The organism is Taylorella equigenitalis ATCC 35865 (genome assembly GCF_000276685.1).
Lineage (GTDB): Bacteria > Pseudomonadota > Gammaproteobacteria > Burkholderiales > Burkholderiaceae_B > Taylorella > Taylorella equigenitalis.
In genome coordinates this window covers 1,583,701-1,597,071 of the sequence record NC_018108.1, presented here as the reverse complement: position 1 = coordinate 1,597,071, position 13,371 = coordinate 1,583,701, and the positions used below count along the sequence as shown (strand labels likewise).

Genomic DNA, 13,371 nt, shown 5'->3' with positions numbered 1-13,371 from the left:
TATGTCCCTTGCAGTAGAAATAAAAAATCTTCATAAAATCTATCCAAAAAAAACCAGCCTCCGCAATTGTCTTTTGGGACGAACCGCAGGGGCTGGTTTTCAAGCACTTGGAGATGTAACTTTTGATATAAAAGAGGGAGAATTTTTTGGTTTACTTGGTCCTAATGGTGCTGGCAAAACTACTATAATTTCCATTCTTGCTGGTCTTACAAAACCAAGTTCGGGCAGTGTTAAAATTTTCAACTACGATGTTCAGACAGATTACAAACAAGCAAGAAGGTGTTTAGGTGTCGTGCCACAAGAGCTTGTTTATGATCCATTTTTTTCCGTTGTACAAACTTTGCGAAATCAATCGGGCTTTTTCGGTCTGAACAAAAATGAAGCATGGATTGAAGAGCTTCTTTATAAACTTAATCTTACCGATAAGGCTGATGCTAATATGAGATCTCTTTCAGGCGGTATGAAGCGAAGAGTTCTAGTTGCTCAGGCGTTGGTACATAAACCTCCAGTTATTATTCTTGATGAGCCTACAGCTGGAGTTGATATTGAACTTCGTCAAAATCTATGGAAGTTTATAAAAGAGCTTAATCAAAAGGGGCACACAATTTTATTGACTACTCATTATCTAGAAGAAGCACAAGAAATGTGCGATCGAATAGCATTTCTAAGACAGGGAAATTTGGTTGCCTGCGATGAAACTTCTAAGTTGCTCAAAGGTTTAGGGGTAAGTAGTCTTGAGGATGCCTTTTTGAAGTTTAGTCAGTATGAAGGCTTTTTCGACGTTTCTAGCATTCAAGGTGTTTGATGCAAAACCATATTCTTCAATCAAATTTAACTTTCGGTTCAGGTTTTCCAGCACTTTTTAATAAAGAAATAGCACGTTTCAAAAAAGTTTTTATTCAAACTGTTGCTGCTCCTGCTATAACAACAATTTTATATTTAGTGGTTTTTGCTCAAGTTCTAAGCGGTAGGGTTGCATATGGGTCAATTCCATATGTGAAGTTTTTAATTCCTGGGCTTATGATGATGAGTATGATGCAAAATGCATTTAGTAATTCATCTTCATCTTTTGTTCAGTCCAAAATGAGTGGTAATCTAGTTTTTATATTATTGCCACCCATATCACCTCTTGAGATTTTCTCAGCTTATACCCTGGCATCCGTAGTGAGGGCTTTTGTAGTAGGTTTTGTAATATGGCTTTGCAGTCTCTTTTACTCGGTTTCCATACCAGTGAATTTTATTTGGCTTTTAGTTTTTAGTTTTCTTGCGAGTGCCACTATGGGGACTTTGGGTTTGTTAAATGGTGTTCTAGCAGATAAGTGGGACCAATTAGCAAATTTCCAAACTTTTTTAATAATGCCTATGACCTTTTTATCTGGAGTGTTTTATTCAATCCACAGTTTGCCATCTTTTTGGCAATCGGTATCGTATTACAATCCAGTTTTTTATATGATAGATGGTTTTAGGTATGCCTTTTTTAGGGTTTCTGACGTGTCACCTTGGCATAGTTTTATTGTGTCGTTAGTTAGCTTTTTAGTAATCTCTTTGATTACAATGAGAATCCTACAAACTGGGTATAAACTTCGCTCCTAATTAGTATGAATTTACCGCATCAAGATCAAATAAAAGAATACATTTCTAATCAAATTCCTTGTGATTATTTGGAAGTAGAGGGTGATGGGGCTCATTTTTTTGCAACTATTGTTAGCGAGTCTTTTAATGGAAAGCGTCTAATACAAAGACATCAGATGGTTTACGCTGCTTTAGGTGATCGTATGAAAGATGAAATTCATGCACTTTCTATGACCACACTTACACCTGAAGAATATAAGGCTAAAAATAATAATGGATAAATTAAAAGTCACTGGCGGAAAAAAGCTAGAAGGGACTATTAAAGTTTCAGGTGCAAAAAATGCAGCATTGCCAATTTTGTGTGCCAGTTTATTAACTAGTGAACCTGTCATCCTTCGAAATGTTCCTGAACTTAATGACATTAAAACATCTATTCGAGTACTTCAGCAGTTAGGAGTTAAGGTCAGATGGATTGAACCTGAAGTCCTAGAATTACAAGCCGACGAGATTAAATCATTTGAAGCTCCATATGAATTAGTTAAAACTATGCGGGCTTCCATATTAGTTCTTGGTCCGTTATTAGCTCGATTTGGTCATGCAAAAGTCAGTCTCCCAGGTGGTTGTGCTATAGGTCAGAGACCAGTAGATCAACATATAAAAGGGCTTAAATTGCTTTCTGCTGATATTGATGTCGAGCATGGTTTTGTAGTAGCTAAAGCCGATCGCCTTAAAGGAGCTTCAATTAAAACAGATATGGTTACAGTAGGGGGTACAGAGCAGTTTCTAATGGCATCAGTATTAGCTTCTGGCACTACTATTTTGGAAAATGCTGCACAGGAACCTGAAGTATATGACCTTGCTCAGATGCTTAACTCTATGGGGGCTAAAATTTCTGGACATGGCACATCTCGTATAACAATTGAAGGCGTTGAAAAACTTCACGGCACAGAGTATAAAATTATGCCTGACAGAATTGAGGCTGGTACATTTTTATGCTGTGTAGGTGCTACTGGCGGATATTTAGAATTGACTGATGTATTGCCACATACAATGGTCAGCATAATCGAGAAGCTAACAGAAGCTGGTTTAGAAATTTCAACTGGAGAGGACTGGATTAAAGCTTCTATGAGTTGTAGACCTAAAGCGGTTTCTATAATCACGAAAGAGTATCCAGGTTTCCCTACGGATATGCAAGCTCAATTAATGGCACTTAATTCTATTGCGGATGGGGAAAGTACTATAGATGAGAGAATTTTCGAAAATAGATTTATGCATGTACCTGAGCTTAATCGATTGGGTGCTGATATAACTGTTCATGAAAGCAAAGCACATATTAAGGGAGTTGATAAACTTCAAGGTGCAAAAGTTATGGCTACTGACCTTAGAGCTTCTGCAAGTCTTATAATAGCTGCACTTGCCGCTCAAGGTGAGTCTGTAATAGATAGAATTTATCATCTGGATCGAGGTTATTTTAAAATCGAAGAGAAGCTTAAAAAAGTTGGAGCTGAAATCGAAAGAATCTCCTAAAAAAGTTAATTTCATATGTGGATAATACCTTCAATATATATTCAAGATGGCAAATGTGTTCATGTGAGCTACGGCGATAAGACTAGTTCATCACCATTTGAAATAGACCCTTTAGATTTAGCTAAAAAATGGGCTGACCTAGGGGCGGACAGGCTTCATATTGTTCAATTAGGACTAAATGCATCCACACAAAATGCAACTTCATTGTCAAAAAATAATGAAGTATTGAGTAAATTAATTGAGGAAGTAAGCCATTATTTGCCACTTCAAATTGCAGGCGGTATAAAGACTATGGCCTCAATCGAATCATATTTGGATATGGGCTTTGATTTTGTAGTTGTAGGTTCTGCTGGAGTTAAGGATCCACATTTTATGAACGATGCGTGTTCTGCATTTAATGGACAGGTTATATTGGGACTGGATGCGAGAGACGGTAAGGTTGTGACAGATAGTTGGTCTAAGGTGACTAAGTTCGATGCGGTAACTATTGCCCAAAGATTAACCGATGAAGGTATTGATTCTATAATTTATACTGATATGGGACCAGACGGGAATATGACTGAAGTAAACCTTGAGGCCACATTGAATTTCGCTAAAGCCGTGGATGTTCCCGTTCTCGCATGTGGTGATGTAGGTCAATTAAGTAGGTTTCATGAGATTAAAACTTTAGTTGACCATGGTGTCGATGGAATTATTTTGGGTAAAAGTTTAGATTTAGGAGTTTATTCTCTACAAGAAGCCATCGATATAGTAGATTCTTTAGATGATTAGGAGTATTTATGGGTGGATTTAGCATTTGGCATTGGTTAATTGTTTTACTTATTGTTGTTTTAGTTTTTGGAACAAAAAGACTCAGAAATGCTGGCGAAGACCTTGGTGGTGCAGTTAAGGGGTTCAAAAAAGGTATGAGGGAGTCAGAATCTGACTACGCTAACGATGAAAAGCCAACTCCAGCTGTTATTCCTTCTCCTCCAGGCGTTCCATCTGGTGGAATGGATCCTAATGTTTCTATACCAAAACCAGCGGTAGAGGATCATGTGTCTAATAATCAACCTAAAAATCCTTAATGTTTGGGTTAAGTTTTAGTGAGTTTTTCGTTATTGGGATTGTTGCACTTATTGTGTTCGGTCCCGAAAAACTTCCTAAAGTCGCTAGAAGCATTGGTCATATTACTGGCCGTGTAAATAGGTATGTTAGTGATTTTAAAAAAGACATGGAACACGAACTTGAAGTTGAGGAACTTCGTTCTATAAAATCATCTCTATCAGATGCTGCTAGTAGTTTTAAATATCAAGCCACACAACTAAAAGAAGACATAACTTCAAGTATCCATGAACCTCTAAATAAAGAGGAAATCCCCGATCTGCCTGATGTAGAGATCTCCCAAAATAAAAATAATGAGTCATAATGATGAGGGCGGGATACTACCGCATTTAATTGAATTAAGATCACGCTTACTTAAATCTGTACTCGGTTTAGGAGTGGTGTTTTTAATACTTTGTATTTATCCAGGGTCAAACAATCTATATGACCTGCTTGCATCTCCACTTTTGTCTAGTTTGCCTGCTGGCGACCGCATGATTTCTCTTGGTGTCGTAACACCATTTATCGTTCCTCTAAAGGTTACACTTTTTGCTGCCATTTTTCTTGCAATGCCTTACATACTCTATCAGGTCTGGGCTTTCGTAGCTCCAGGGCTATACAAAAAGGAGAAGGCTTTAGTATTGCCACTAATGATAGGCAGTTTTGTGCTATTTGTTATTGGCATTTGTTTTTGTTATTTTTTCGTATTTCGCCTAGTTTTTAGTTTTATTATTTCAATCGCCCCTGAAAGCATACAGTTTGCCCCAGATATTGAGGCCTATGTAGATTTCGTGACCACCATGTTTCTTGCTTTTGGCGTGACGTTTGAAGTGCCTGTGCTTGTTGTATTGCTTGTTTATACGGGCATTACTTCGGTTCAGAAATTAAAAAGAGTTCGAAGCTACGTTATCGTGGGAGCATTCGTCTTGGCTGCGGTTTTGACGCCCCCTGATGTAATAAGTCAATTTCTTATGGCCGTCCCATTAATACTTCTTTTTGAAATAGGTTTATGGGTGGCAATGTTTTACTCTCGCGACTCCAAAACAATTTCTAATTCATCGGAGTGACCATCTCTAAATACCGTAAGCTTAATGGTGTCCCCTGGTTTTTGCGAGGCAATATCAATCATCAAGTGATCCACACTTATAACTTTTGACCCGTTAAATGCGGTAATCACATCCCCATTTTTAAGTTTGGCTTTGTCGGCTGGACTACCTGGCTCAATCCGTATAATAACCACACCAGTCGTGTCATTAAGCTTCAATGTTTTTGCTACTTCACTGGTCACAAGTTGAGCTTCAATTCCAAGCCAACCTCTCGTGACATGGCCATTTGTAATTATCTGATTAAGAATATTAAGGGCAGTATCTGCAGGAGTAGCAAACCCAATACCAAGCGATCCGCCATACTCATCATCAGCATAGATCGCAGTATTAATACCGACTAATTTGCCATTAACGTTAATAAGTGCACCTCCAGAATTACCTGGATTAATCGAGGCATCTGTTTGTATAAAATTCTCGTAAGTATTAATGCCTAGACCTGATCGACCTATAGCCGACACAATTCCCATAGTTGTGGTCTGACCTACACCGAAAGGATTACCTATAGCGAGTACTACATCTCCAACACTAAGGTTCTGTGAAGTTTCATAGGTAATGGGTACTAAATCTGGAACTTCTATTTTGATTACAGCCAGGTCCGTATCAGGATCAGCCCCAATAAACTTAGCTTTAAATTTTCTTCCATCATAAAGGGCAACCTCAATCGAATCGGCCGCCTCTACAACGTGATAATTAGTTAGAATATAGCCTTCAGCATTTGCAATAACTCCAGAGCCTAAGTCTGTAGGTTCATTAAGTTTTTTATTGTACTGCTCAATAATAAACGGTCTGAGCGAAGGCACATCACGCAAACCCTTAAATGGGGAGGCAATGATTTTGGTCGTATAAATACTAACAACTGATGGCGAAGCAAGATTTACTGCATCCGCATATGAAGTAATAATAGTGGTAGTAAGCGTGTGTTTAATTTCGCCACTAGGTTTATACTGGAGCCCAAGATTAGCTTTAGGTGTGTCGGTCTGGATAATCTTAACTGTGGCCGTAGGTCTTTGAGGCTCTATAGGGGCAGGTTTACGATGGGAAAGTAAATCATCTAATAGACCAGGCCTAAATACTCCAAGTAAGCACAATACCAGTAGACATATAGCCGAAAGATTTGCAAAAATAGTCCAAATTGATCTCATAGGTATAAAAATGAGTAGTATTAGAGTAGATGAACTCCAAGCATGGTTAGATGACACATTAAAGCCAACGTTGTATAACGATTATGCTCCCAACGGACTACAACTTCAGGGCAAATCAGAGATACGTAAAATCGTGGTTGGCGTAACGGCCTCCGAAGCTCTTATAAATCAAGCAATTAAAAACAATGCTGATGCCATAATTGTACATCATGGCTGGTTTTGGAAAAACGAAGACTCAGAAATAATAGGGATTAAATACAACCGCATTGCCACCGCGATAAAAAATAACCTTAATGTGTTCGCATATCATCTACCGCTCGATGCCCACCCTGAATATGGCAATAACGCCCAACTTGCAAAAGTTTTGGATATTGAAGTCAATTTAATTTTAAAAGACGAAGTTCGTAAACCTGAAACTCATGGAAAATATGGTCTTATTTGGTTTGGCAATGTCCCTCCACACATTAAAATGCTCGGACAACTCGAGGGTCATGTTGCTCAAAGGCTTAATAGGAAGCCACTGGTAGTAGGGAATCCAGATATGCCCGTATCTAGAATCGCATGGTGTACTGGCGGAGCACAGGGCTATTTTATGGAAGCAATTGATAAAGGGGCAGATGTATATCTGACAGGAGAGGCTTCGGAGCAGTGCTATCATCAAGCCATTGAATCGAGCGTAGGCTTTATAGCAGCTGGTCATCATGCTACAGAGAGATACGGTGTTCAAGCTTTGGGTGCTGCTTTAAAAGCAAAATACCCTCAGCTTGAAGTTGAATATATAGAACTTAATAATCCTATTTAATTAATTTTTTTAGTTTTTAATTCGTCGCGAATTTCTCTTAAAAGCACTACTTCAGCGGGATCTGCGACTGGAGCTACTGCTTCTTGCTCTATAACACTAGATTTGATTTTATTTATAGTTCTAACCAACATAAATACGACGAATGCCATCAATAGGAAATTGATTACTACAGTTAAAAAGTTACCCCAACTCAAAACATTTGCCCCTGCTTCTTGAAGTGCCACTAGGGTTTCTGGTCCTGAATAGTTATCTGGTCGTGACAATATGAGAAATTTTTGAGAAAAGTCGACATCACCGCCTAATATGAAGCTAATTAAAGGCATGATGATATCTTTAACTAAGGAATCTATAATCTTACTGAATGCTGCACCTATGATTACACCAACAGCTAAATCTATCATATTCCCTTTTATTGCAAATTCTCTAAATTCTTTAAAAAATGACATAAAACTCTCCCTAACAACACCCTTTAAATGGTTTAATGATAAACGAATTATTTTGTAATATGCAATGGCAAAAGGTTATAATTGTGGCGGAGTAAATTTTTAAACCTTGGCAGTACCAATAAGGATATTCAATGAGTCAAGATTCAAACAATATAGTTCAAAGCGAGAGCTTGTCATTTCCAGAGCAGTTGCCTGATGATCCATCGCGTCGTATGCTCTTAGGGACGGCCTGTGCCATCGGAGGCGTAGCTACATTGGCTACGCTTGTTCCTTTTGTAGCCTCTATGACTCCTTCTGATAGAGCAAGAGCAGCTGGTGCTCCCGTTGAAGTTGATATTAGCCAAATCGCACCCGGTACCATGATTGCGGTAGAGTGGCAGGGTAAGCCTGTATGGATTCTTCATCGTACGCCTGAGATGATAGCTTCACTTAAAGTTACTGATGAGTTGGTAGCAGATCCGAATTCAGAAAGACCTGGTTTTACGCCAGATTATGCTAAAAATCAGCACAGATCGCGTAAGGATGAGTGGTTTGTCTGTGTAGGAATCTGTACTCACTTAGGTTGTTCTCCATCTTCTAGATTAAAAGAGGGTAATGCCGAGGGCATGCCATCTAGCTGGAATGGTGGGTACTTATGTCCATGCCATGGTTCTCAGTTTGATTTAGCTGGACGTGTATTTAAAAATCAGCCTGCTCCAGATAATCTATTAATTCCGCCATACTACTTTATGGACGACACTCATATTATGGTCGGCCTTGAAGCGGCGGCTTAACCTATAAATTCGGAGTTTAAATTATGGCTAAAGAAAAAGTTGTTGAGACTACAGGATTTTTAGGTTGGGTAGACCGTCGTTTTCCACTTACTAGTATGTGGAATGACCATTTGGCTAAGTACTATGCACCTAAAAACTTTAATTTTTGGTACTTCTTCGGTTCCCTTGCGATTCTAGTTTTAGTTATCCAAATTGTGACTGGTATTTTTATGGTTATGCACTATAAACCAGACGCTAACGAAGCATTTGCCTCAGTTGAATATATTATGCGTGAAGTTCCATATGGATGGATCATTAGGTATATGCACTCAACTGGTGCCTCTATGTTCTTTATTGTGGTATATCTACATATGCTTAGAGGTATGTTCTACGGTTCCTATCGTAAACCTCGAGAATTGGTTTGGATTTTCGGAGTTATGATATTTCTATGTTTGATGGCCGAAGCGTTCTTTGGATACCTTCTTCCTTGGGGTCAGATGTCTTTCTGGGGTGCTCAGGTAATCGTTAACTTATTCTCAGCTATACCATTTGTAGGTGAAACTCTTTCAGTATGGATACGTGGTGACTTTGTCGTATCTGATGCAACTTTAAACAGATTCTTTGCATTCCACGTTGTAGCTATTCCTTTAGTCTTGATTTGTCTTGTAGCAGCTCACCTTATTGCTTTGCATGAAGTAGGCTCAAACAACCCAGATGGTGTTGAAATCAAAAAATACAAAGATAAAAACGGTATACCTTTAGATGGTATACCATTCCACCCTTACTACACTGTACACGATATTCTTGGAGTTGCAGGGTTTTTATTAGTTTTTGCAGCGATTATGTTCTTCGCTCCAACTATGGGTGGGTACTTCCTTGAATCTAACAACTTCTTACCTGCCGATCCGCTTCAAACTCCGCCACACATCGCTCCAGTTTGGTATTTTACGCCTTTCTATTCTATGCTTCGTGCTACTACCGATGACTTCACGTGGGTTTTAGCTGGCTTTGCGGTTATTTTTGCCTTGGGTATTCTACTTAGCAAAAACGTTAAGGGTATTTGGAAAATAATTTGGTTTGTTGTACTCGTTGGCGTTGCCATCTTGCTTCGTGTTTTCGATGCTAAATTCTGGGGTGTCATAGTTATGGGTGGCACTGTGATTATGCTAGGGTTCCTTCCTTGGCTTGACCAGTCGCCTGCACGTTCAATTCGTTATCGTCCAGGTTGGCATAAACTGCTATATGCAATTTTCTGCATTAACTTTATTGTTCTTGGTGTATGTGGTACCAAATCTCCAAATGATTTGATTAATATTATTAGCCAAGTTGGCACTGTGATTTATCTAGCATTCTTCTTCTTTATGCCTATTTGGAGTCGTATCGGTCCATTTAAGCAAGTACCAGAAAGAATTACTTACAAACCGCACTAATAAGAGAGGATAATCAAGATGTTTAAGAAATTTCTAACTTCATTGCTTTTATTAGTAGCTTCTGTAAGTGGTGTTAGTTATGCCTCTGAGGGTGGTGTGCACTGGGATGAGGCTCCTATTAATATTCGCGATAAAGCACAACTTCAAAATGGTGCGAAGCTGTTTATAAACTACTGTATGAACTGTCATAGTGCTAATTTAGTGCGCTATAACCACTTGACTCAACTTGGTTTGACAGAAAAACAAATTGAAGAAAATCTGCTTTTTACTGGGCAAAAAGTGGGCGATAAGATGACTATTGCTATGAATCGCAAGGATGCAAAAGTTTGGTTTGGTGTTACGCCTCCTGATTTATCAGTTATGGCACGTGCTAAATCCGCAAACTTAGGTCAGCCTGGAACTGATTATATTTATACTTATCTTCGCACATTTTACAGAGATAAATCTCGTGCTACTGGATGGAATAATATAGCATTCCCGAATTCTGCTATGCCTAATCCGTTTTGGCAGGAGATGAGTCCAGTTGAGGTTACTATAACTGATGTGGTTGAAGTAGATAAAGAGGGTGGTGGCACTGAGTGGCATGAAATTGTCTCTCAGATTGATGAACATGGTTATCGCAAAAAAATTAGTGATAAAGTACTTACTGATTACAAAGGTGAGGCTTCAAGCCATCAATCTATAAAATATTTAAACCCTGAAAAACAAGCTGAATTCGATAAAAATGTAGCTGATCTAACTGCATTTTTGGGTTGGATGTCGGAACCAAAACAAGAATTCCGTAAGACTTTAGGTCTATGGGTTATGTTATTCTTGGCTATCTTTTTCGTGTTTGCTTGGCAGTTAAACAAAGCTTATTGGAAGCACGTAAAATAACAATAATTTTGAGGTAACTTATGATCCTTTTATATTCTGGAAATACATGCCCTTTCTCTCAACGATGCCGTTTCGTTTTGTTCGAAAAGGGTATGGATTTTGAGATTAGAGACATCGACCTTTTTAATAAACCAGAAGAAATCGGCTCTATGAACCCCTATGGAACACTTCCAATTCTAGTAGAAAGGGATTTAGTTCTATATGAATCAAATATCATCAATGAGTACATAGACGAGCGCTTTCCTCATCCGCAATTGATGCCAGGCGAACCTATCATGAGGGCTAGGACTCGTCTTTTCTTATTTAATTTTGAGCGTGAACTATTCTCGTTTGTTTCTGTTTTGGAGGATCGTACTAAAAGTAATAGCGATGAGGAACTGGAAGTAGCACGTAGTACTATTCGAGACCGTTTAACTCAAATCTCTCAAGTTATGTCTAAAAATAAGTATATGCTTGGAGATGAGTTTTCGATGCTTGATGTGGCTATTGCTCCCTTGCTTTGGAGACTTGACCATTACGGTATAGAACTTCCAAAAACAGCAGCACCAATTCAAAAATATGCAGAACGTATTTTTTCTCGTCCTGCTTTCATTGAAGCTTTAACCCCTTCAGAAAAGGTTATGCGTCGCTAATGTTTCCTAGTACGGCTAAAGGGTACGTAATTAGAGCACTACACGAATGGTGTTTAGACTCTGGTTTTGACCCTTACATCCTAGTACATACTGACAAAAGTTGCACAGTCCCAAGCAAATATGTTCAGGATGGACTTATTACATTTAATGTAGGATATGAGTCCGTCAAAGATCTCCAAATTGGAAATGAATGGATATCATTCGTGGCTCGATTTGGTGGTGTCCCTTTCGACGTTTCCTTTCCACTTGCTCGAGTTGCAGCTTTCTACTCTAAGCAAACACAGGAGGGGATGATGTTCGAAGTTGAAAAGTTTGACGGCTCATCCATCGTCCAATCAGAAAAGAGCAATTCAAATCCTCAAAATAAAAATTCTCCAGATGATGAGTCAGCTGAGGAATTCGGTGGATTTAAATTAGTTGATTAACCTACCCGTCAAAGCCCTTAAATGGGTCTTCTGGAATCTTATCAGGTATTTTTTCCTTCTCTTTGGGTAATGTAGCCTCTGGTTGTTGCTTTAAGCTAGACTTCGGAAGGGGTTGTTGAGTTACGATATCTTGTGGCATGGTAGCAGTAAATTCTTTTGGATCAGGACCGTATTTGTTAGGTCCTTTGGTTCCTGGAATAAAGCATAGTATTAAATTAAATAGTAATCCAATAAGAACTAGACCTGATTGTAGGCGGTCATCTGGATGGTTTGTTAGTATAGTTTGAAATACAGAAGCAATAATAATGTAGATCAATATAAGCCATGCTGATAAGTTTAAATCATGAAGTCTACGTGCAAGAATAGAAATTGTTGGTATAAATATAAATAACCCAAAAATCCCCGTGATTCCTGCCATAACTGAAACAAATTCAACACCAAGTGAAGGACCAAGATAAGTGGCAATTAATGCAAGTGCTATAACAATTAAAACGTTAATAAAATTAAACCAAAAGTATTCAGCCCTTCTGGATCTTCCAGTAAATTGTAAATATTTATTAAAAGCCATTGAATAGAATTTCATTTCACGCCCTTCAAGTTTGATGGTCAATTATATTTACGAGGATTATGTTCTATATGAATTAGCGTAATAAGCTACATATTATTAAATAATGGATGCGAATAATTGACAACAAAAAGTTGATTTGATTATAATAATTTTCTTTTGAAGCCGGCTTAGCTCAGCAGGTAGAGCAGCTGATTTGTAATCAGAAGGTCACGAGTTCGATTCTTGTAGCCGGCACCATTTCCCCCCCCCCTGTAAGCCCCTCTGAAAGCTAGTGTTTGAGCGGTTTTTGCAAAGTTTCAAATTTTTCACACCACTTGTTGTAACCAAAATATACGCACATTTATTCTATTTTTTGGGTGAAAAAACGCTAATTAATATAAATTTCGCTTATTTTAAGATTGTCTTGGTATGGATTCGCAATTGCCTTAAGCATTGCTACAGAAAACTTAAAAGCTTCTTCCTCAATTAATTTTCTTTCAGCTTCATTATAGGAAGTTGAACGTTCAATAACTTTATAGAAGAAATCAGAAGGCTTTAAGTTATCAACTTGATTTAAGCCTATTCCAATATCTATATATTTTTGATCGTATGATTCAGAAGTCATAATTTTGGTTTTTGGCCCATAACCTGATTTTAACTAGGCATTTAGAAACTTAATGTTACTATAGGCTTAGGTTATCCTAAAAATTAGCTGTGAACCTATTTTGGAGTTATTTATTAAAAGTTAGTGGTGAACCTTATGACAAAGAAAGATTTAAAAACCCCACCAGAGCCCCAAAACCCTTCATAGACAGATTCAGACTCGGAAATCCCAATGCTACATAAAAGGATTATTGAGTTAAATAAGTGGTTTATTGAAAATGGCTTCATGTCACCAGAGAACCAAAATATACCTACAGGTCATAATGGTGCTGATGAGCCTAATACAAAAAGAAGATCTGGGAAAATTGAAGTATACATGTACCCAGAACCTCTGAATAATAAAAAATCATAATTTTTGAAAGTTCTGG

General features: G+C 38.1%; 19 protein-coding genes and 1 tRNA gene. 16 read left to right on the top strand and 4 right to left on the bottom strand.

The annotated features are described in order from the left end of the window. Position 1 precedes the first annotated feature (1 nt). From KUI_RS07360 to tatC, 8 genes are read left to right on the top strand one after another with little or no spacing between them, the layout of a single operon-like run. Entirely contained in the window at positions 2 to 805 is an 804-nt protein-coding gene (locus tag KUI_RS07360) for an ABC transporter ATP-binding protein (RefSeq protein WP_013521669.1), read from the top strand. After that, positions 805 to 1,593, top strand: coding sequence for an ABC transporter permease (locus KUI_RS07355; RefSeq protein ID WP_013521668.1), 789 nt, complete (start codon positions 805 to 807; stop codon positions 1,591 to 1,593). Before KUI_RS07360 ends, KUI_RS07355 begins: the two co-directional genes overlap by 1 nt. 5 nt (positions 1,594 to 1,598) lie before the next feature. Further along, positions 1,599 to 1,853: a BolA family protein gene (locus tag KUI_RS07350; RefSeq protein WP_013521667.1), complete on the top strand. Its 255-nt coding sequence runs from the start codon at positions 1,599 to 1,601 to the stop codon at positions 1,851 to 1,853. Continuing rightward, positions 1,846 to 3,099 carry a UDP-N-acetylglucosamine 1-carboxyvinyltransferase gene (murA, locus tag KUI_RS07345; protein WP_014840627.1) on the top strand — a complete coding sequence of 418 codons (1,254 nt, stop codon included), beginning with the start codon at positions 1,846 to 1,848 and terminating at the stop codon, positions 3,097 to 3,099. Before KUI_RS07350 ends, murA begins: the two co-directional genes overlap by 8 nt. A 15-nt stretch (positions 3,100 to 3,114) precedes the next feature. Beyond that, complete coding sequence (locus KUI_RS07340; protein ID WP_013521665.1) at positions 3,115 to 3,870, top strand: 1-(5-phosphoribosyl)-5-[(5-phosphoribosylamino)methylideneamino]imidazole-4-carboxamide isomerase; 756 nt, start codon at positions 3,115 to 3,117, stop codon at positions 3,868 to 3,870. 8 nt (positions 3,871 to 3,878) lie between these two features. Next, complete coding sequence (gene tatA / locus KUI_RS07335) at positions 3,879 to 4,166, top strand: Sec-independent protein translocase subunit TatA (RefSeq protein WP_013521664.1); 288 nt, start codon at positions 3,879 to 3,881, stop codon at positions 4,164 to 4,166. Beyond that, the gene (gene tatB / locus KUI_RS07330; protein ID WP_013521663.1) at positions 4,166 to 4,507 is read left to right on the top strand and encodes a Sec-independent protein translocase protein TatB; all 342 of its coding nucleotides are present in this window, start codon (positions 4,166 to 4,168) and stop codon (positions 4,505 to 4,507) included. The genes tatA and tatB overlap by 1 nt, the downstream gene beginning before the upstream one ends. Beyond that, entirely contained in the window at positions 4,497 to 5,249 is a 753-nt protein-coding gene (tatC, locus tag KUI_RS07325; protein ID WP_013521662.1) for a twin-arginine translocase subunit TatC, read from the top strand. Before tatB ends, tatC begins: the two co-directional genes overlap by 11 nt. Here tatC and KUI_RS07320 read toward each other — a convergent pair. Further along, positions 5,207 to 6,430, bottom strand: a complete 1,224-nt coding sequence (locus KUI_RS07320) for a S1C family serine protease (protein ID WP_013521661.1) — start codon at positions 6,428 to 6,430, stop codon at positions 5,207 to 5,209. The genes tatC and KUI_RS07320 overlap by 43 nt on opposite strands. Positions 6,431 to 6,440: 10 nt before the next feature. Between KUI_RS07320 and KUI_RS07315 the strand changes: the two genes are divergently transcribed. Next, positions 6,441 to 7,232: a Nif3-like dinuclear metal center hexameric protein gene (locus KUI_RS07315; protein WP_013521660.1), complete on the top strand. Its 792-nt coding sequence runs from the start codon at positions 6,441 to 6,443 to the stop codon at positions 7,230 to 7,232. Here the strand turns inward: KUI_RS07315 and mscL are convergent. Beyond that, positions 7,229 to 7,678, bottom strand: a complete 450-nt coding sequence (mscL, locus tag KUI_RS07310; protein WP_013521659.1) for a large conductance mechanosensitive channel protein MscL — start codon at positions 7,676 to 7,678, stop codon at positions 7,229 to 7,231. The two genes, KUI_RS07315 and mscL, sit on opposite strands and share 4 nt — an antisense overlap. A gap of 131 nt (positions 7,679 to 7,809) precedes the next feature. On the opposite strand from mscL, the gene petA reads away from it, so the two are divergent. The 5 genes from petA to KUI_RS07285 are packed head-to-tail and all read left to right on the top strand — an operon-like array spanning position 7,810 to position 11,793. Beyond that, positions 7,810 to 8,451, top strand: coding sequence for a ubiquinol-cytochrome c reductase iron-sulfur subunit (gene petA / locus KUI_RS07305; RefSeq protein WP_013521658.1), 642 nt, complete (start codon positions 7,810 to 7,812; stop codon positions 8,449 to 8,451). Positions 8,452 to 8,474: 23 nt separating this feature from the next. Next, positions 8,475 to 9,860 (top strand): cytochrome b, encoded by a 1,386-nt coding sequence (locus KUI_RS07300; protein ID WP_013521657.1) that lies wholly within the window; start codon positions 8,475 to 8,477, stop codon positions 9,858 to 9,860. Between the two features lie 18 nt (positions 9,861 to 9,878). Beyond that, complete coding sequence (locus KUI_RS07295) at positions 9,879 to 10,736, top strand: cytochrome c1 (protein WP_013521656.1); 858 nt, start codon at positions 9,879 to 9,881, stop codon at positions 10,734 to 10,736. A 20-nt stretch (positions 10,737 to 10,756) separates the two neighbouring features. Then, complete coding sequence (locus tag KUI_RS07290; protein WP_013521655.1) at positions 10,757 to 11,368, top strand: glutathione S-transferase N-terminal domain-containing protein; 612 nt, start codon at positions 10,757 to 10,759, stop codon at positions 11,366 to 11,368. Then, positions 11,368 to 11,793, top strand: a complete 426-nt coding sequence (locus KUI_RS07285; RefSeq protein WP_014840626.1) for a stringent starvation protein B — start codon at positions 11,368 to 11,370, stop codon at positions 11,791 to 11,793. Before KUI_RS07290 ends, KUI_RS07285 begins: the two co-directional genes overlap by 1 nt. A 1-nt stretch (position 11,794) precedes the next feature. On the opposite strand, the gene KUI_RS07280 is transcribed toward KUI_RS07285, so the two are convergent. Further along, positions 11,795 to 12,376, bottom strand: a complete 582-nt coding sequence (locus KUI_RS07280; protein ID WP_013521653.1) for a DUF805 domain-containing protein — start codon at positions 12,374 to 12,376, stop codon at positions 11,795 to 11,797. A 146-nt stretch (positions 12,377 to 12,522) separates the two neighbouring features. Here KUI_RS07280 and KUI_RS07275 point away from each other — a divergent pair. After that, positions 12,523 to 12,598 (top strand) — tRNA-Thr (locus KUI_RS07275). A gap of 130 nt (positions 12,599 to 12,728) precedes the next feature. Here KUI_RS07275 and KUI_RS07270 read toward each other — a convergent pair. Continuing rightward, positions 12,729 to 12,965: a hypothetical protein gene (locus tag KUI_RS07270; RefSeq protein ID WP_013521652.1), complete on the bottom strand. Its 237-nt coding sequence runs from the start codon at positions 12,963 to 12,965 to the stop codon at positions 12,729 to 12,731. Positions 12,966 to 13,175: 210 nt separating this feature from the next. Here KUI_RS07270 and KUI_RS07265 point away from each other — a divergent pair, with 210 nt between their 5' ends. Continuing rightward, complete coding sequence (locus KUI_RS07265) at positions 13,176 to 13,355, top strand: hypothetical protein (RefSeq protein WP_013521651.1); 180 nt, start codon at positions 13,176 to 13,178, stop codon at positions 13,353 to 13,355. The last annotated feature ends 16 nt before the right edge of the window (positions 13,356 to 13,371 follow it).